This is a genomic window from Mucilaginibacter sp. P2_A4 (assembly GCF_056405015.1).
On sequence record NZ_JBFUCX010000013.1, the window covers coordinates 156,482 to 176,654 of the forward strand.

The 20,173-nt window shown below is 41.7% G+C and carries 14 protein-coding genes; 3 read left to right on the forward strand and 11 right to left on the reverse strand.

The features are described from left to right. Positions 1–87 precede the first annotated feature (87 nt). The 8 genes from AC1DYB_RS22530 to AC1DYB_RS22565 form a co-directional block, all read right to left on the reverse strand. A complete protein-coding gene (locus AC1DYB_RS22530; RefSeq protein ID WP_295716362.1) occupies positions 88–837 on the reverse strand; it encodes a 1-(5-phosphoribosyl)-5-[(5-phosphoribosylamino)methylideneamino]imidazole-4-carboxamide isomerase in 750 nt (249 codons plus the stop codon). Between the two features lie 5 nt (positions 838–842). After that, positions 843–1,433: an imidazole glycerol phosphate synthase subunit HisH gene (gene hisH / locus AC1DYB_RS22535; protein ID WP_295716360.1), complete on the reverse strand. Its 591-nt coding sequence runs from the start codon at positions 1,431–1,433 to the stop codon at positions 843–845. An 87-nt stretch (positions 1,434–1,520) separates the two neighbouring features. Next, positions 1,521–2,663: a bifunctional histidinol-phosphatase/imidazoleglycerol-phosphate dehydratase HisB gene (hisB, locus tag AC1DYB_RS22540; protein WP_477438183.1), complete on the reverse strand. Its 1,143-nt coding sequence runs from the start codon at positions 2,661–2,663 to the stop codon at positions 1,521–1,523. Next, positions 2,664–3,737: a histidinol-phosphate transaminase gene (gene hisC, locus AC1DYB_RS22545; protein ID WP_477438257.1), complete on the reverse strand. Its 1,074-nt coding sequence runs from the start codon at positions 3,735–3,737 to the stop codon at positions 2,664–2,666. It abuts the gene before it with no gap. A gap of 207 nt (positions 3,738–3,944) precedes the next feature. Next, positions 3,945–5,231 (reverse strand): histidinol dehydrogenase, encoded by a 1,287-nt coding sequence (hisD, locus tag AC1DYB_RS22550; protein WP_477438185.1) that lies wholly within the window; start codon positions 5,229–5,231, stop codon positions 3,945–3,947. 77 nt (positions 5,232–5,308) lie between these two features. After that, positions 5,309–6,160 carry an ATP phosphoribosyltransferase gene (hisG, locus tag AC1DYB_RS22555; protein ID WP_295716355.1) on the reverse strand — a complete coding sequence of 284 codons (852 nt, stop codon included), beginning with the start codon at positions 6,158–6,160 and terminating at the stop codon, positions 5,309–5,311. Between the two features lie 300 nt (positions 6,161–6,460). After that, the gene (locus AC1DYB_RS22560) at positions 6,461–8,002 is read right to left on the reverse strand and encodes a hypothetical protein (RefSeq protein WP_477438187.1); all 1,542 of its coding nucleotides are present in this window, start codon (positions 8,000–8,002) and stop codon (positions 6,461–6,463) included. Positions 8,003–8,155: 153 nt separating this feature from the next. Continuing rightward, positions 8,156–8,647: a D-glycero-alpha-D-manno-heptose-1,7-bisphosphate 7-phosphatase gene (locus tag AC1DYB_RS22565; protein ID WP_477438189.1), complete on the reverse strand. Its 492-nt coding sequence runs from the start codon at positions 8,645–8,647 to the stop codon at positions 8,156–8,158. Positions 8,648–9,074: 427 nt separating this feature from the next. On the opposite strand from AC1DYB_RS22565, the gene gltB reads away from it, so the two are divergent. The 3 genes from gltB to AC1DYB_RS22580 all read left to right on the forward strand — a co-directional run bounded on the left by gltB (position 9,075) and on the right by AC1DYB_RS22580 (position 15,814). Next, positions 9,075–13,592 carry a glutamate synthase large subunit gene (gene gltB / locus AC1DYB_RS22570; RefSeq protein ID WP_477438191.1) on the forward strand — a complete coding sequence of 1,506 codons (4,518 nt, stop codon included), beginning with the start codon at positions 9,075–9,077 and terminating at the stop codon, positions 13,590–13,592. Positions 13,593–13,598: 6 nt separating this feature from the next. Beyond that, complete coding sequence (locus tag AC1DYB_RS22575) at positions 13,599–15,077, forward strand: glutamate synthase subunit beta (protein ID WP_477438193.1); 1,479 nt, start codon at positions 13,599–13,601, stop codon at positions 15,075–15,077. A gap of 203 nt (positions 15,078–15,280) precedes the next feature. Further along, complete coding sequence (locus AC1DYB_RS22580) at positions 15,281–15,814, forward strand: DUF4142 domain-containing protein (RefSeq protein WP_477438195.1); 534 nt, start codon at positions 15,281–15,283, stop codon at positions 15,812–15,814. Here AC1DYB_RS22580 and AC1DYB_RS22585 read toward each other — a convergent pair. The 3 genes from AC1DYB_RS22585 to AC1DYB_RS22595 form a co-directional block, all read right to left on the reverse strand. Beyond that, the gene (locus AC1DYB_RS22585; RefSeq protein WP_477438197.1) at positions 15,806–17,008 is read right to left on the reverse strand and encodes a DUF763 domain-containing protein; all 1,203 of its coding nucleotides are present in this window, start codon (positions 17,006–17,008) and stop codon (positions 15,806–15,808) included. The genes AC1DYB_RS22580 and AC1DYB_RS22585 overlap by 9 nt on opposite strands. A 130-nt stretch (positions 17,009–17,138) precedes the next feature. Next, on the reverse strand, positions 17,139–19,052 hold the full coding sequence (locus tag AC1DYB_RS22590; protein ID WP_477438199.1) for an AMP-dependent synthetase/ligase: 1,914 nt from the start codon (positions 19,050–19,052) through the stop codon (positions 17,139–17,141). 70 nt (positions 19,053–19,122) lie between these two features. Then, on the reverse strand, positions 19,123–20,010 hold the full coding sequence (locus AC1DYB_RS22595) for an alpha/beta fold hydrolase (protein ID WP_477438201.1): 888 nt from the start codon (positions 20,008–20,010) through the stop codon (positions 19,123–19,125). Between the last annotated feature and the right edge of the window lie 163 nt (positions 20,011–20,173).

Consider the following 20,173-nt stretch of genomic DNA (forward strand, 5'->3'; position numbering starts at 1 on the left):
TCTCCAATTTACAGAGAGGCTCTGTATAGCATAGAGATTGCTTCGTACCTCGCAATGACGTTTTTATTATATTATATAGAAATCAACTTATATAGAAATCAGCGATTCCAGATTCCAGTTCTTTATATCTTCGATGCTGATATGCCCTTCATAAATGGCTTTGCCTACTACAACTGATTCTACTTTTAAGCGACTAAGTTTTTCGATATCATTCATAGAGCTTACGCCGCCAGAGGCGATTAGTTTGATGAACGGAGAATGATCAAGTAGTTTTTCGTACAGTTCAATACCTGCGCCACCCAACTTGCCATCTTTATTAATATCGGTACATAAAAAACGGAAAAAGCCCAGGGCAAGGCATTTATCAACGTAATCCATCAGCTTAATTGGTGAGCTTTCCATCCAGCCGGAGTATTTAATTACCTCATCCAATACGTCGATAGCGATAACTACCTGGTCAGAACATTTGTCTCTGCCGCAGATTGATTTACCCAATTCTGGTAAAAACTCGGGATTAGTAAGGGCCTGTGTGCCTACTATAACACGATGAACGCCGGCATCTATTAACTCTTTTACCTTATCAATACTGCGGATACCTCCGCCATATTGCACTTTCATTTCGGTTTTACGGATCACATCAAACAGGTATTGCTGGTTGCTGAAATCGTTTTTGGCGCCATTCAAATCAATGATATGGATAAAGTTGGTGCCGTTGCTTTGGTAACGCTCAATCATTTCTTCAAGCGTTACATCATATTCTGTTACCTGTTGGTAATCACCCTCACGTAGTCGCACTACTTTTTTATTCAGAATATCGATAGCCGGGATTATGTACATGTCTTTTATATTTTTGAAAAGTTTGTTAATAGTGTTTCACCATACACTCCCGATTTTTCGGGGTGAAATTGTACGCCATAAAAATTATCCCGCCAAATTGATGCCGAAAATTCATTATTATAGTTAGCCGATAATAAAGTATAAGCTTTATCATACTCAATAAAGTATGAATGTACAAAGTAAAAATGTGAACCTGACGGTATATTTTTAAATAGTGGGTTTTCTTTTTCGGGAAATACCTGGTTCCAGCCGGTGTGCGGAACTTTGTATAAATTACTATCCTTAAACCTTAAAGTTTTAATTGGAAAGATATCTAAAAGGTTGGAATCCCCTTCCTCGGAATGGGAAGTGAGCAACTGCATGCCCACACAAATTCCAAGCGTTGGCTTTTTTAACGCCTTAATAGTTGGAACCAAACCTGTTGATTCCAGTTTCTTCATTGCCGCACCGGCATGCCCAACACCCGGAATGATATAACGATCATATTGAGCAAAATCCTCCTCGCTATTGATCATGCCATAAGGTATGCCCAACCGATCAAGTGCTGCTGTCAGTGAAAAAATATTTCCGGCTCCGTATCTTATTATACCTATCATTCTTTTAGTTAGAATCAGGAGTCAAGAGTTTAGAGTCAAGAAAGAACCAGTAATGTCTTGATTCTTGACTCTAAACTCTTGACTCTTTTATAAAAGTCCCTTAGTGCTTGGTAAAACCATCTTATCTACATCACGTTTTATAGCCATTTTTATTGCCTTTGCAAAAGCTTTAAATATAGCTTCAATTTTGTGATGTTCGTTTTGTCCTTCGGCTTTAATATTTAAATTACATTTTGCCGCATCACTAAACGATTTGAAGAAATGATAAAACATTTCTGTTGGCATTTCGCCTATCTTTTCTCTTTTAAACTCGGCATCCCAAACTATCCAGTTTCGGCCGCCAAAATCAATAGCTGCCTGTGCCAGACAGTCATCCATCGGCAGGCAAAAGCCGTAGCGTTCAATGCCCATTTTGTTGCCCAAAGCTGTAGCGAAAATCTCGCCTAAAGCAATTCCGGTATCTTCAATGGTGTGGTGTTCGTCTATATGGAGGTCGCCATTGGCGATAATTTCAAGATCGATACTTCCGTGGCGGGCAATCTGATCCAACATATGATCAAAGAAATGCAAGCCGGTAGAAACTTTGGCTTCACCAGTACCATCCAGGTTTATTTTTATGTAGATGTCTGTTTCTTTGGTACTGCGGCGGTGCTCTATTACCCGCTCGCCCAGTTTTAAAAATTCATAGATCTTTTTCCAGTCAGTAGTTTCTAAAGCTATGGTATCCTGGATATGATCGGCTTCGGTAAACTCACCGCCACCTAAGCCTGAATGATTATTTAGCCAGATGGCTTTTGCACCCAGGTTTTTGGCCAGCAATACATCGTTTTTCCTGTCGCCAATGGTAAATGATCCTTTCAGATCATACTTTTCAGCATCAAGGTATTGTGTAAGCAAGCCGGTTTTTGGCTTACGGGTAGGAGCGTTATCAGCAGGGAATGTACGATCGATACAAATGTTTGAAAACTTTACACCCTCGCTTTCAAATGTTTTAAGGATAAGGTTATGTACCGGCCAAAAGGTATTTTCGGGATACACGGCGGTGCCTAAACCATCCTGGTTGGTCACCATTACCAGCTCAAAATCAAGTTCTTTGGCTATTTTAGGTAGATAGGTTAAAGCGCCGGGATAAAAGGTAAGTTTCTCAAACGAATCGATCTGCTCATCCGGCGTTTCGTTAATCATCGTGCCATCACGATCTACAAATAATATTTTCTGCAGCTTGCTCATTTAAAAGTTCTGTAAGGTGTTAAGTAATATGGTGTTTTCATCTGGCGTACCTACTGTAATACGCAGGCTGCCCTCGCATAGTTCAATTTTTGAACGATTGCGTACAATGATGCCTTTACCTACCAGGAAATTATAGATGCCGTTTGCATCCGAGGTTTTAACCAAAATGAAATTCGCATCAGACGGATAAATATCTAACACAAAATCAAACTCTTTTAAAGCAAGTACCAACCTGTCGCGTTGGATAAGTGTTTCCTTTATCCATTCATTTACTTGTGCAACGTTAGCCAGGGCCTCTAAAGCCAGTTGTTGCGACGACTCGTTAACGTTATAAGGAGGCTTAACTTTATTCATTACCTCGATGATCTCTTCGGCGGCAAAAGCCATTCCAACACGTAAACCAGCAAGTCCCCACGCTTTGGAGAGGGTTTGCATGACTACCAGGTTGGCATATTCGGTTAATTCCTGTATAAATGTCTTTTGGCGACTGAAATTGATATAAGCCTCATCAACCACAACAATTCCATTAAAATTAGCGAGCAGAGTTTCTACATCTTCCCGGTTAATGGAGTTGCCCGTTGGGTTATTTGGCGAACAAATAAATATCAGTTTGGTATGCTCGTCAATAGCCTCAGCAATACCTTCTAAATTAAGTTGGTATTCTGGTGTAAGGGTTACTTTACGAGCCTCCACATCGTTGATGTTGGCCGATACCTCGTACATGCCGTAGGTAGGCGGTACCAGGATCACGTTATCTATGCCGGGGTTACAAAAACTGCGGAACAGGATATCTATAGCCTCATCGCTGCCATTGCCTATAAATATATTGCGGGCTGGTACGCCTTTAATTTCGCTCAGCCGCATTTTTACCGCATACTGCATAGGATCGGGGTACCGGTTAAACTGTTGTGCCAATGGCGAACCGTAAGCATTTTCATTAGCATCCAAAAAAACACTTGCTTCACCCTGGTACTCATCGCGAGCGGATGAGTAGGGTACTAACCGTTTGATGTTTTCTCTAAGTATATTATTGATATTGTACATTATTCTTTTAATCTTTTTTTCGCCCGTCATTGCTTCGTGCTTACCGATGACCATGACATGTTTGAAAACTATCTTTTTGTGATCCTGAGGAACGAAGGATCTATTCTCCATCATGCTTTTTCGCCCTGTACAGTCTGCGAATAGATCCTCCGTTCCTCAGGATGACAAACCTTTTAAAATGTCATTTCTCCTTCAGCGTACTTGAGTTTTATATACTCGCAATGACGCTTTTTCATGTTAATTATTGCTTCTGATAGATACCGCATTCCTATGCGCATGCAATCCTTCCATCTCTGCCAAAACCTCAACAGTATGACCGATATTCTGGATGCCTTCACGCGTGATATGCTGAAACGTGATCTTTTTCACAAACGAATCAACCGATACACCGGAATAAGCCCTGGCATAGCTGCTGGTTGGTAATGTATGGTTAGTTCCTGATGCATAATCGCCGGCACTCTCCGGGGTTAAATTGCCCAGGAAAACCGAACCTGCGTTGATGATGCTGCCGGTGATCTGCTCCCAGCTATGGGTTGCCAAAATTAAATGTTCGGGTGCATATTGGTTACTGAAGTTCATGGCTTCTGCAAGGCTGGATGTCACTACAATGTATGAATTATCTAAAGCTAACCCTGCAATTTCGGCACGTGGTAAAACCGGTAATTGTTTCTCTATTTCTGCCAATGCTGCATCTGCAATTGCTGCCGATGTGCAAACCAGAACCGATTGACTATCAATGCCATGTTCTGCCTGTGCCAGCAAATCGGCTGCTATATAAGCCGGGATTGCAGTACTATCAGCAATTACTAAAACCTCAGACGGACCCGCTGGCATATCAATAGCGGTTGTGGTAGTTGATTGAATAATGGTTTTGGCCTTGGTTACAAACTGGTTGCCCGGACCGAAGATCTTATCAACTTTAGTTATAGTTTCGGTACCATATGCCATTGCCGCAATTGCCTGCGAACCACCGGCAAGATAGATCTTGTCAATACCCAACAGCAATGCTACATAAGCAATAAATGCGTTTACCTTGCCGCTTTTTTGCGGGGGAGAACACACCACAATTTCATGACAGCCTGCTATACGAGCCGGGATGCCCAACATTAAAAATGTACTTGGCAAAACAGCTGAACCACCGGGGATATAGAGGCCCACTTTCTCAATTGGCCTTAACTCGCGCCAGCAGGTTACACCGGGCATAGTTTCTACCTTGTCCTCGGTTTTTAGCTGTGTTTGATGAAATTTATAGATGTTGCTATAAGCAGTTTCGAGAGCAGCCTTTTGTTGAGGGCTTATAGCTTGTGCCAGTTCTTCCAGTTCGGCTTTATCCAGGTAAAGTTTACTTAATTCAACCTTATCAAATTTGTGGGCGTAATCAATTAAAGCCCTATCGCCATGTTGCTGAACGTTAGCTATTACCTCCTCAACAACAGCGCGGATCTCATTGGCCGGATCAACATTACGCTGAACCAGTTGCTGGATATCGCCAGTACTTAAATCTGAATAATTGTATGTCTTCATTGCAGTTATCAGTTTGCAGTGGGCGGTTTACTTTAGCAGTCTGAATTTTAATGCAAACCGCTAAAGTAAACTGCCAGCTATAAAATTATCTTTTCAATCGGCATTACTACAATGCCTTGTGCGCCTGCTTGTTTCAGCTGGCTTATTCTATCCCAGAAATCACGCTCGGGGATTACGGTGTGTACAGCAACCCAGTCAGCCTCGGCCAATGGTACTACCGATGGGCTTTTAACGCCCGGTAATAAAGCAATTACCGCATCAAGGTTATCTTTACGAACGTTAAGTACCACGTACTTAGTCTCCTTTGCGCGCAAAACAGATTGTATACGTTGTATCAGTTCTTGTACCAGGTGGTTGCCATCAGTGCCTTTGCTGCCAATTAACACCGCTTCTGACGACATTACATCAGCAAATGGTTTTAAACCGTTGCTTTTCAGCGTGCCACCGGTAGAAACAAGATCGCAAATGGCATCACTTAAGCCGAGGCCCGGAGAAATTTCTACAGAACCGGATATGGTGCGGATGTCTGACTGGATACCTTGCTCTTGCAAAAATTTCCGTAATATAACCGGATAGGTAGTTGCAATGGCTTTTCCATTTAAATCGGCAAGCGACTGAATATCATTATTGTTTGGTACTGCTATTTTTAAGGAGCATTTGCCAAAGCCTAAACGTTGCAGGTAATTTACTTCAACTTCGGTTTCCTGTATCACATTTTCGCCCACGATACCCAGGTCGGCAATGCCGTCCTGAACGTATTCTGGAATATCGTCATCACGAAGAAAAAGGATCTCTAAAGGGAAGTTTGATACTGGGGAGATAAGCGAACTTTTGTAATTTTCGAAGTTTAAGCCGCAATTTTTTAGTAATTCGACTGATTTTTCGTTGAGACGACCAGATTTCTGGATCGCAATTTTAAGTGTTTTCACAAAATGAATTTAAGGAACTATAATAAAAAAGAGTATAAACGGAGGTTGTTATTTCGCGTAGAAACATACATTTAGCTGATCACCACATGGTGGTGATGCAGGTGAAGATGATGTAAAGCGATACCGTTCATTTTTTATAGTATACTACGGGTAAGTCTGCGCAAATATAGACAGATGTTTTTTAAATCAAAATTTAATATGAATTTGTCTGAATCAGAATTTACAGAATTTAAGGATTTGCAAAATTTTGCCTGAGCCGAATTGATGGAAATATTCGAATTTTTAAATTCTGTTCATTGTTTAATTCTGTAAATTCTGATTCAGATTATTTTCATCATACTCATAAATACCGCCTTCTGCCCCAAAATCTTTAATTAACCTCAGATGTTTTACTTTTTGAATGTCCTTTATATTAATAAGCTCCGGATTTTCGAGCACATTAAACCAGATGAGGTAAAAACGTTTGATCTTGTAAAATTTGGCCACATCCTTTTTGAAAAAACGGTGAGGGACAAGGTATGATGACATGCCCGAGAAGAAGTAAACAGCCTCATGTGCATCTGTATAAATAGTAACTTTTGGGTCGAACTGGCTTTTATCTATCGTTTTTAAATAAGCAGCAAAGTCCGAATCGATCCAGCTTTCATCTGTATAACCAGGGTTGCCGTATTCTCCGGCTATTTGGTCAACATAACGGGCTTTATCTATGAAAAACTCTTTGGTAACAAAGCCCAGCATCAGCACTATCATTATGCCGGCCACTACTTTGCGTGTGTTGGTATTTACTATTTTTTTAAGCAGCAGCAAGCCCCAGCTGGTATAACCCCAAAGCGCGGTTATATACATAGGCGCGAGCAACCGGTGGTTAATGCGCTCGTACCGTGAAAAAGTTGATGATATCACGATAAACAAACCATAAACCAAAGCGAAAGTAATAGCCAGGTTCTCGAAGCTATCTAAATGGCGTCGATAATAATTATATGCCAATGCCGCTATAAAGCCGAGCAATATAATGGTAGCCAACGGTATAGATAGCCAATATTGATTTGGGGTAAGCCCCATCCAATCACAAACCACATTGCCAAAATAATAGAGGTTTTTACCGAACGAAGTTATAGATGGTTCCCGCGGGCCTGTAGTAGTGCCAGACATGAACGCGTTAAATACCAGGTTGCTTACCAATAGTGATATGCAAACAAAGCCATATATAATAATGTGAAAAATCTTCTTTTTTAGCGGTAAAACCCTGTCGAGCAATAAAAGTAATCCCCCTGTACCCACAATGGTAACGGCGGCATACCGGGTTATACAGCTTATGGCAGCTATAAGTGCCGCTATAACCAATGTTTTAATGGTATGCTTTAAAAGATATTCCCTAAAGGCTACCAGGAAAAACAGGGTTTCTACTATAAACAGTGTCTCTGACCATAAATAGGAGTATACCTGTAAAAGCGCCGGACTCAATATAATAGCCACCAGCATCAACCATTTATAAACGCGGGATGTTGGTACAAAACGGTGCATGATCCAGCCACTGGTATATATTAGCGTTGCAAACATTAATCCGTTTAATACCGCGCCAAATATAACCGGATCGATGCGGGTAATAAACATAATGCTCCCCAAAAATACTGGGTAAAATACCGGGAAATCAACGATGGGGATATGGTTGAATGTTTGAAGCGTGCCGTTGGTATTTAAGCTGCGCGCTGCACTGGTATACATGATGGAATCCGGAGAGATGCCAATGCCACTGTATTTGCAAAATAGCTGGATAGCAAAAAAGCCAATTACTGCGGCGATGAATGTGTCGTAGTTTTTTAAATAGCGGCTAATCTGCATAAAGGTTTCTTTGCTTTGTAATAGTGGTAAAAGTTGTAGCGGGGTAAAATGTTTTAAAAATAGTTAAAAAGCCCCCTCTAAATCTCCCCCGGTAGGGAAGACTTTTGAATAATATTTTTAAATCCCTCCTTTTCGGGGAGGGTTTGGGTGGGGCTAAGCTATCAAATCCAATATGGTACTTATCGGCTGATCGCTATCTATCAATATGCCTTTAACGCCTGCAGAAGTTCCTGCTTCTACGTCGCGCTCGCGATCGCCTATAAAATAGGATAGGGCAGGGTCAATGTTGTATTTTTCGATGCCTTGTAACAACAAGCCGGGTTTTGGTTTGCGGCAATCGCAATCGCCGGTGAAATTTGGATGGTGCGGGCAGTAAAAAAAGTCAGTTATTTCTACACCGTGCTCTTCATATACTTGTTTTAGATGATTATGCATTTTTGCAAGTTCATCCTCTGTATACCAGCCTTTAGCCAGGCCTCCCTGGTTGGTAGCCACCAACAGCATATATCCCCTGTTTTGCAAAGTTTTAAGCGCTTCGAAATTATCGAGTACATGAAAATCTTCAAAACGACGAACGTAATCGCCCATTTCCTGGTTTAGTACTCCATCACGATCTAAAAATACAGCTTTAATTTTTGCAGACATTTGTTATTAATTTTTTGCGAAGTTAGCAATTTTTAAAAGTTCATGGGTGATATGTAATGGAACCAGGATTTTAGTCAATATCAGTTGCAGGAAGTGCATTGTTTCTTCTCAATTAATAAATTAAAAAAAGACGACCGCATATATAGATTTACCAAACAAAATTTTATTCTGTTATAAATAAATATACCGCTTGTATAAATGATTACGGTTAAGTTGGTGCAACTTTATATTGATTCTAAACAATAAAACATCTTATTTCATTTAGTAAATCATAATAATTGCCTGTTTGTGTTGATGAATTGTTAAATAAACATGATTTAAATAATTGATTTTTTAGAAATCTTTAAAAATTCTGATAAATTTTATAATTTATTTATATATCAGTAACTTCGTAGTTACACCATTTTATAAAACGGTTTAATTTACGATGAATCAAACTGAGAGCAACCAGGGCCTTTACAGGCCAGAATTTGAACACGACTCCTGCGGGACTGGATTTACAACCAATATTAACGGTCATAAAAGTAACCAGATTATTGATGATGCGCTTACCATGCTGGAGAACATGGAACACCGTGGCGCTTGCGGATGCGACCCAGAAACCGGCGATGGTGCTGGTATTTTGATACAATTGCCACATGAGTTTCTGATGGAAGAATGCTCAAACCTGGAGATCAGCCTGCCCGAACCGGGTGAGTATGGTGTCGGGATGATATTTTTTCCTAAAGATTCGGCACAAAAGAAAGCTTGTCGTATAGTTATTACCAATGCTATTGAAAAGTTAGGCCTTGTAAAATTAGGTTACCGCAAATTAACCGTTGATTCAATGGCAGTTGGTGAAACCGCCCGCCAGGCCGAACCTGATGTTGAGCAGATATTTATTGCCCGCCCGCATCATATTACCAACGCAGAAGATTTTGAACGTAAGCTATTCATTTTAAGAAGGTATATTAATAAAACCATCACCGAAACCATAGCTGGTGCGGCAGAACATTTTTATTTTACCTCGTTATCCTGCAAAACCATTGTTTACAAAGGACAGGTAACTACTTACCAGCTGCGTAAATATTATGCCGATCTTACAGATCCTCGTATTGCATCTGGTTTTGCCATGATCCACTCGCGTTTCTCAACAAATACATTTCCATCATGGAAACTGGCTCAGCCTTTTCGCCTGATAGCCCATAATGGTGAGATTAACACCCTTACAGGTAACTTAAACTGGTTTTATGCCGGTTTAAAATCATATGCTTCGTCGTATTTCACGGCCGAAGAAATGGACATGCTGTTACCGGTGATTGATAATAACCAGTCGGATTCTGCCTGCCTGGATAATATCATCGAAATATTACTGCATTCTGGTCGCTCATTACCTCACGTAATGATGATGCTGATTCCTGAAGCATGGGATGGCAACGTACACATGGACCCGGTTAAAAAAGCATTTTATGAGTATCATGCAACGTTAATGGAACCCTGGGATGGCCCGGCTGCAATTACCTTTACCGATGGTAAACTGGTAGGAGCTTTGCTTGATAGAAATGGTCTTCGCCCGTTGCGTTATGTGATCACCAATGATGGCCGTGTTATAGCAGCATCTGAGGCTGGTACTTTAAATATTGACGAGAGCACCGTTTTACGTAAGGGACGTTTGCAACCTGGTAAAATGTTGTTGATCGATACCGAAAAAGGCCGCATCATTACTGATGATGAGATTAAAAAGCAAATTACTTCACAACAGCCTTATGGCCGTTGGTTAGAGAATTATAAAATTAACCTGAGCGAACTTACTGAACCGCGTTTGGCATTTGCCAGCCTTTCAGAAGCATCTGTGTTCCGTTACCAACAGGTATTTGGTTACAGTCGCGAGGATATAGATACCATTATTAAGCCTATGGCTGTTGATGGTAAAGAGCCCATCGGCTCTATGGGTACAGATGTGCCTTTGGCTATCTTATCTGATAAACCACAACATTTATCAAGCTATTTTAAACAGTTTTTTGCACAGGTTACCAATCCGCCTATCGATCCTATTCGTGAGCGTTTGGTAATGAGCTTAGCTACCTTTATAGGTAACAATGGCAACCTGCTTGATGAGGATAAAATGCATTGCCATTGCGTGGTTTTAAAGCACCCGATATTAAAAAATCACCAGTTAGAGAAACTGAGAAGTATTGATACCGGCCTTTTCCATGCTAAAACACTGCAAACTTATTTTGTAGCCGATGGCATGCCCGGTTCATTAGAAAAAGGTATTGCAAGACTTTGCCGCTATGCAGAAGATGCTGTTGATGATGGTTTTGAGGTATTGATCCTTTCGGATCGTGCGGTAGATTCAGAACACGCGCCAATCCCAACTTTGCTTGCTGTTTCGGCTGTGCATCACCATTTGATTAAAAAAGGACGTCGTGGCGCTGTAGGTTTAGTTGTTGAAACCGGCGATGCATGGGAAGTTCACCATTTTGCCTGTTTGCTGGCTTTTGGTGCTACTGCTATCAACCCGTATTTGGCTTTGGCTACTATCGAAACTGTTAAAAATAACGGTAGTTTAGAAACCAACTACGATATTAAAAAACTACATACTAATTATGTGAAATCAGTAAATGATGGTTTGCTAAAGATTTTCTCTAAAATGGGAATCTCCACGCTGCAATCATACCATGGTTCACAGGTGTTTGAGATATTAGGTTTAAACAAAAGTGTTGTTGACAAATATTTCTGCGGAGCTGTTACCCGTATAGGTGGTTTAGGCCTGGATGAAATTGCCCGCGAAGCACTTTGTAAACACCGCATTGGTTTTAATGCAAAAAGCGCCGATAATTTACTGCCCGAAGGTGGTATTTATCAGTGGAAACGCAGGGGAGAGGCTCACTTGTTTAATCCAACTACGGTGCATTTATTACAACATGCTACCCGCAGCAATGATTACTCCGTATATAAAAACTATGCTAAAGTAATTAACGAGCAAACCGAAAAGCACTTTACTATACGTGGCTTGCTTGATTTTGCCCATCACCGCGAGGCTATCTCCATTGATGAGGTTGAATCTGCAGGAAACATCATGACACGCTTTGCAACAGGCGCCATGTCATTTGGGTCTATATCTCATGAGGCACATAGCACCATGGCCATTGCAATGAACCGCATAGGTGGTAAAAGCAATACTGGCGAAGGTGGTGAGGACGAAATGCGTTATGAAAAAATGGCCAGCGGCGATTCTATGCGCTCGGCTATTAAGCAAGTGGCATCGGCTCGTTTTGGGGTAACGTCAAATTATCTTACCAATGCCGATGAGTTGCAGATTAAGATGGCACAAGGTGCAAAACCTGGTGAAGGCGGGCAGCTGCCGGGTCATAAAGTTGATGACTGGATTGCAAAAACACGCCACTCTACACCAGGCGTAGGTTTGATTTCGCCGCCGCCACACCACGATATTTACTCTATCGAGGATTTGGCCCAATTAATATTTGATCTTAAAAATGCCAACCGTGCTGCACGTATCAACGTGAAATTGGTATCTAAAGCGGGTGTTGGTACTATAGCAGCTGGTGTTGCCAAAGCACATGCCGATGTGATCCTGATTGCAGGGTACGATGGTGGTACAGGCGCATCGCCAATAAGCTCTGTAAAACACGCCGGTTTACCATGGGAGCTTGGTTTAACCGAGGCTCACCAAACATTAGTTCGTAACAAACTACGCAGCCGTGTGGTATTGCAAACAGATGGTCAGCTAAAAACTGGTCGCGATTTGGCTATAGCCTGTTTAATGGGCGCCGAGGAGTGGGGAGTTGCTACTGCTGCGCTTGTTGCAGGCGGTTGTATTATGATGCGTAAGTGTCATTTAAATACCTGCCCTGTAGGCGTTGCTACTCAGGATCCTGAATTGAGGAAACTGTTCAGCGGCAAGCCGGAGCATGTGGTTAACCTATTCCGCTTTATGGCCGAAGAACTTCGCGAGATCATGGCTGAACTTGGTTTCCGTACCATTAATGAAATGGTTGGACGTGTTCAGTTCCTGAAAGTAAAAGATCATCTGGATAACTGGAAAGCTAAAAAGATAGACCTGAGCGGCATATTGCACCCGGTTACCAATACCAAAGGCATGACACTGTACAACAGTGAGCAGCAGGATCATGGAATGAGCGAAATAATTGACTGGCAGTTATTGGAGACAGCGAAAGTTGCGCTTGAAGATAAAACACCTGTATTTGCTTCATTTGATGTAATCAATGTTAACCGTACTATCGGCACGCTTTTATCAAACGAAATCTCTAAAAAATATGGCTCTGCCGGCTTACCGGATAATACCATCAACTATAAATTCAAAGGATCGGCCGGGCAAAGTTTCGGCGCGTTTACAACCAAAGGAATTTCCTTTGAGTTGGAAGGCGAAGCTAATGACTATGTAGGTAAAGGTTTATGCGGTGCACAACTGGCTATCTATCCTGCAGCAAATGCAACATTTGTTCCTGAAGATAATATCATCATTGGTAACGTCGCACTTTACGGAGCTACTTCTGGTGAGTTGTTTGTTGGAGGTATGGCGGGCGAGCGTTTCGCGGTGCGTAACTCTGGAGCTACCACAGTTGTTGAGGGTATTGGCGATCATGGTTGCGAATACATGACGGGTGGCCGAGCACTTATCCTGGGTAAAACAGGTCGTAATTTTGCGGCAGGTATGAGCGGTGGTTTAGCCTGGGTATTTAACCCGGATAATAGCTTTGCCGAAAACTGCAATACCGAGATGGTAGACCTTGATCCTTTATCATTAGAGGACGAAGAGCAGATACTGGCTTTATTGCGTAAGCACATCAGCTTAACCGGAAGCAAGCTTGCCCAACAGATACTTACCAATTGGAACGAGGCATCAACCCAATTTGTTAAGGTGTATCCAAAAGAGTATAAAAGAGTTTTAGAGCAATTACAATATCAAACAATAGGCTAAATTTCAATGGGAAAACCAACAGGATTTCAGGAGTTTAACAGGGAATTACCAACCAAGGTTCCCGCTGCTGAACGCGTAAAGAACTATAATGAGTTTGTTAATTTATATACCGACGAGAAGCTAAATCAGCAATCGGCCAGGTGTATGAATTGCGGTATCCCCTTTTGCCATTCGGGATGCCCGCTGGGTAATATTATTCCGGAGTTTAACGATGCAGTATATCGTAAAAACTGGGAAGAGGCTTACCATATTTTATCATCAACTAATAATTTCCCTGAGTTTACAGGCCGTATATGCCCTGCACCCTGCGAATCTGCTTGTGTTTTAGGTATCAACAAGCCAGCCGTAGCTATCGAGGAAATTGAAAAACATATTATTGAGATAGCTTACAAGAATAACCTGGTTAAGCCAACAGCCCCATTAGTAAAATCTGGCAAAAAGGTAGCTGTAATAGGCTCTGGTCCGGCTGGATTGGCAGCAGCAGCTCAATTGGTGAAGGCTGGTCATGCCGTAACCGTTTATGAGCGCGATGATAAACCAGGTGGTTTATTACGCTATGGTATTCCCGATTTTAAATTGGAGAAAAATGTTGTTGAGCGCCGTATCGAGGTGATGGAAAAAGATGGCATTGTATTTAAACTCAACAGCGAAGTTGGTGTAAATGTAGCCGCTGATGATCTGTTGCGTAGCAATGATGCTGTAGTATTGGCAGGTGGCTCAACTGTACCACGTAACCTTATGATCCCCGGCAGGGAATTAAAAGGGATCCATTTTGCTATGGACTTTTTGAAGCAGCAAAACAAGCGTGTAAGCAATATTAGTGTAGATGCAGAAGATATTTTGGCTACAGATAAAGATGTTGTAGTAATTGGTGGTGGTGATACCGGCAGCGACTGTGTAGGTACTTCAAACCGGCAGGGCGCAAAATCTATCAAGCAGTTTGAGGTGATGTATCAACCACCTACAGAGCGTACGCAACACATGCCATGGCCAACATACCCAATGGTGCTGAAAACTACCAGTTCGCACGAGGAAGGCGCTGAGCGTTTTTGGGGCGTTAATACACTGGAGTTTTTAGGCGATGAAGATGGTAATTTGAGGGCATTAAAAGTTGTTGATGTGTCCTGGGAGCAGGATGTTATGGGCCGCCCTTTAAAGTTTAATGTTGTTGAAGGTTCGGAGCGCGAAATACCTTGTCAAAGAGTATTCCTGGCAATGGGTTTCTTATATCCTCAGCCTGCAGGTTTATTAGCCCAATTGGGTGTTGAACTTGACGAACGTAAGAACGTTAAAGCTAAAGAAGGTGTTTACCGTACCAATGTAAGTAAAGTATTTGCAGCAGGAGATATGCGCCGCGGACAATCGCTGGTTGTTTGGGCCATTTCAGAAGGCCGCGAAACTGCCCGTAAGGTAGATGAATTTTTGATGGGCCACTCTGTGCTGGAAAGCAAGGATGCCGTTAACCAGTTTGACCAGGTGTTTTAAATAGAACCCTCTATCTATTGAAGATATAACCACTTTGTAATGCCCTTTAAGGGTATGGCAAAGTGGTTTTTTGTTTAAGGAAATTGTGATTTAAGATAATTGTAAAAAACATACATCATTATTGATCAACTTAATTATGCTACCTGGGAAACCAGTTTACAGTTTTTTTGTTAAACCTGAACAGTAGTATAATCGATTTATAAATGAAGCAACTAATATGCCTTGTATTTGGTTTGGCGGCCATTGTTTTAGTACAATCATGCCAGAGTAATAAACGCGCGAATAATTACAACGATAAAGCTTTAGTTGATGACAGTGTTTCGCTTTTCCTGAAAAATAGTACAGAGGAAAGTTTAATGGCCGTAAAAGCCTCGGGGTTGGCTATATCAAACTCGAAAAATCAACGGGTTATTCAGTTTGCCAAAACCATGATAGATGATCATACCAGGCTAACCGATGAGTTGAAACAATTACAGGCCGATGATTCAGTTAAAGTTACTGATAAGCTTAATGTCATCCATCAGCAAATAATTGCAAACTTGGAGCAAAAGAAAGCTGCCGAATTTGATAAGGCTTATTTAGAGATAATTGTAGCCCAGGATGGGCAGGAAATGAACCACTTTAAAGCCGCTACACAGGCAAAAAGTTTAAATGTGGTGGAATTTGCGAAGAAAGGTATATCGTTATTACAGACTCATCTTGATTCGGCAAAAACAATCAATGATAACTTAAAATAACTTCAATTGCTGCTGTATTGGCGGTTTTGCTTTACCCATCACAGTTCTGCCACCGTATTTCCAGGAGTCGTCGCGTTCTTTGGCTATAACCTGGTCAAAGTTTGCATTTGGGGTAAAGTCTTTTTCAGCATTCTCAGCAATTTTGTGTAAGCGTTTAATAGCCTCGTTCTTTTCTGATAAACCCAGTTTCGATTTATATACAGCGTTTTGCAGCGTACTGATAGTTTCATCGTAAACGGTGATAGGCACAGGGAATGGATGACCATCCTTGCCGCCGTGCGCAAAAGAAAACCTTGCCGGGTCTTTAAATCGCGATGGCGTTCCGTGGATCACCTCGCTTACCAAAGCCAGCGATTGTAAAGTACGCGGACCTAAACCTTGCAACAATAACAGGTCTTCAAAATCGGTGGGCTGTTTTTCATGAGCCAGCCAAAGTACGGCCCCCAACCTTTTTAAATCCACGTCTTTAGCTTTCACGTCGTGATGATTGGGCATAACCAATTTACTGATCTCCCTGATCATCATCTCCGGATTTTCGGCTGCTATCTGCATTACACCATTTCTTGAAGTATCCGCAAGCTTATCGGTCATGTTCAATATCAGCCCGGTATTTTTACCGTAGATAGAAGTATGCGGGTCATCTACAAAAGAAGTAAGTTGTTCCGAATGCCAGTGATAGCGCCGGGCGGTACTGCTGGCATCGCTCATACCTTGTTGTACAACCGCCCATTTGCCGGTATCGCTCAAAATAAAATTATGGGTATATAACTGGAAACCGTCCTGTATGGCGGTGTTATCAATCTTAGCACTTAGTTTGCTGCATTTAACCAGGTAGTTGCCGTCGAGCCCGGTTGATTCGCTGATCTTTAACAGCTCGGCCGGGGTTTGTTTAGAATGTTTGCCTTTGCCGCCGCAAATGTAAATACCCAGCTCGCGGCTATGTGGGTTGATAGCCCGCTTCAAAGCGCCCATAACCGAGGTAGTAATGCCAGAGGAATGCCAGTCCATTCCCATAACAGCACCTAAGCTTTGAAACCAGAAAGGATCGCTTAAACGGCGTAATACTTCATCCTTGCCATAATCAATCACTATATTTTCAACTATGGCCAAACCTAACTTTGCCATGCGCTCAGCCAGCCACTGCGGCACATAGCCATAGTGTAAAGGTAAATCAGCACTGCCAGATCGTTTCATGCTAACAAAGTTAGTAAAATGTTTTGGTGAATTAAGGAAAGTATTCTTTATAAACGAATCAATGCGCTATATGCAAACAAAAAGAGACACATGTAATGTGCCTCCTGTTAATATTTAAAACTATTATTAATTAATCTTCCGTATCCGCTTCACCCGCATACAACTCGTCAATATCGGCAGCGTATTTCTTTTCTATCACTTTGCGTTTGGCTTTCATGGTAGGGGTAATTTCACCTTCTTCCATGCTAAAAGGATTGCGTTTTATTTTGAATGATTTTACACGTTCAAATTTGGCAAGTTCATTGCTCAGTTTACGAATATCCTGGCCAATCCAGTCAACAATCTCTTTATCTTCAATAAATACTTCCGGTCGTTCAAAAAACTCATTTTTGAGGCCAAAGGTTTCCTGAAGAGTTTCTTTGCCGGGCACTATAATAGCTGCAATGTATTCGCGTTTATCGCCCACTAAAAACACCTGCTCAATTTTAGGGCTTTTAAGGTACGTGTTTTCAACCGGGGTGGGGTAGATGTTTTTGCCATAAGCATTCACCAGCATATTTTTAAGGCGATCGGTAATTTGCAGGTTGCCGCGGAAAAACCGGCCAATATCCCCCGTATGGAACCAGGCATCAGCGTCAATTACCGTGGCGGTTTCTTCGGGTTTGTTCCAGTAGCCCTTCATTACACAATGGCCGCGAACAATGATTTCGCCTTCTTCGGTTATCAGATCTTCTTTGAAATTATCGTGATTTTGTATGGTGTATATCTTTTTGGTTTCAACGTCCTGGATACCTACCTCGATACCCGGAATAATACGGCCTACGGTGCCATAAATTACCCTATGGCGCTCCGTAACAGCCATCACAGGTGATGTTTCTGTTAGTCCAAAACCTTCCAGGATCACAATACCCAGATCGCCAAAAAACTCACCAATATTTTTAGGCAGCGCGCCACCACCAGATACCATGAATTGTAATTTGCCGCCGGTTTTTTCCTTAATCTTGCTAAATACCAGCTTTTCAGCAATGGCATGCTGTGCTTTTAAAACAGGCCCGGGTTTTTTACCGGCTTCCTGCACTAATCGCACTTTTTTGCCAATCTCAAAGGCCCACAAAAATATTTTGGTTTTAAGGCCGCCGGCAGATGTTCCACTTTTTATGGCTTTATCATGAATGCGTTCAAGCAGGCGCGGTACACAACATAAAATGGTTGGCTTAACCTCGGCCATGTTTTTGGCTAATAATTCTAAACTTTGCGCAAATGCAATTTGCGAACCCTTTAAAATAGCAATATGATAAATGGTACGCTCAAACACATGTGATAAGGGCAGGAACGACAGGAAACGATCATCCTTTGTTACAAAAGGAATCTGGATAACACTGTTTAAAGCATTTTGGGTAAGGTTGTAATGGGTAAGCATCACCCCTTTAGGTATACCGGTGGTACCCGATGTATAAATAAGGCAGGATAGATCGGTTGGTAAAATGGCTTCACGGGCTGCATTAATAGCCTGGCGATATTGTTCAATTAATACAAGTCCTTCGCTAATTACCTGGTCAAACCCAATAACGCCGGCGTTAAGGTTTAGCTTATCGCTAAACTTTTCAAAATCATCAAAAGCCGGAATAATACGGATAAGTGCCGCGCAGTTATTAGCTATTTTAAGCACCTTGCGAAAAAGGAAGGGATTACCAACAATAACGGTTTTTGCGCCAGAGTCATTCAGGATATATTCAATCTCATTCTCGGTAAGGGTTGGATATATAGAGGCATTAACCGCACCTATCTGCTGCAGGGCCTGGTCGTAGTAAACATAGTTTGGCCCGTTCTCGATAATGAGTGAAAGTCGGTCGCCTTTTTGTATCCCCAGACTGAGCATCCATGCAGATATAGCATCAATTTTTTCTAAGGCTTCGCCGTAAGTGATCTCTACCCAGTTGTCTTTTACTTTATGAATCATAAAAGTGTGACTTTCCGGATGGATATTGGCAACGGTATTACGTATAAATGACGGAACGGTTGATAGGTCGCTTACCTGGCTCATTAAGTATAAATGATTTATATAAACATCAAACTTATGTTTTTTAAGCTAAATACTAAAATGAAATAATGCTTTACTTAACCCCGGGCATCGGTGCTGCCAAATATTCATTTAACATAGCAACAAACAACTCCGGTACTTTACTGTCGGCGTTAGGCGACATGATCTCGCCCATATAGCTACCATGGTTATCTGGAAATATAGACAAGCGGCCGTGAGGCAGCAAACGATACATTTCTACAGCATGCTCAGGACGGACAACGTCCTGGTCTCCAATAACTATTAAAGCCGGGGCTTGTATCGATTTAATAACATCGCTTTCCCAATCCTTAAAAGTTTGCATCCTTTTGGCGTCTTTATCGTGCATGTTTTGCAGCCCGGCCTGGGTGTTACCGGGAATACTTAAATATACTTCCTGGTATATCTTAGGCATATCTTCCAGCCTGGCATGTTTCATCCCTTCCCAAAGCCAGGAATACATCCCTTCACGCTTGTAAAATGCCGACGCCAAAACCAGTTTGCGTACCCGTTCCGGATGCCTGATGGCTATTTGCATAGCGGTATTGCCCCCATTGCTGAAACCCAAAATATCGGCACCGGTAACATTCAGTTGTTTAAGCAGTTGGGCCACGTCGTCAGCATCCTGCTCAAAGCTCACAGGAGTGTCCCTGTCAGTTGTATGCCCATGAGCCTGAAGCTCTACTGCTATAACCTGGTGTGTTTTGGATAGCATTGGCAGTATTTTTCCAAAGGAAGTGGTTATAGTTGATCCGCCGCCATGGATCAACACCAACGGCTGACCGCTGCCATGAATCTCATAATACATTTTTATGCCATTTACATTGGCATAGCGGCCCGTTTCCTGGCCCTTGGTTTTATTAACTGTTGTCATAGCTATCAGGATAAAAGCAGTGATTTTAATAAAGCGGTTAAGCAAGTTTTGCATAATCAAATATACCATTGGTTAATAAAATAATAAATGGTGACTTGCGACAATTGCAGATCTATTTACGACTCTTTTCTTTAAAAGATATAAAGTACTTAGGGTAACAATTTACTTACAATGCATTTGGTGGTAAAAATAAGCGTGTATTTATTACACTCTGATTAGTTATAAATGCTAA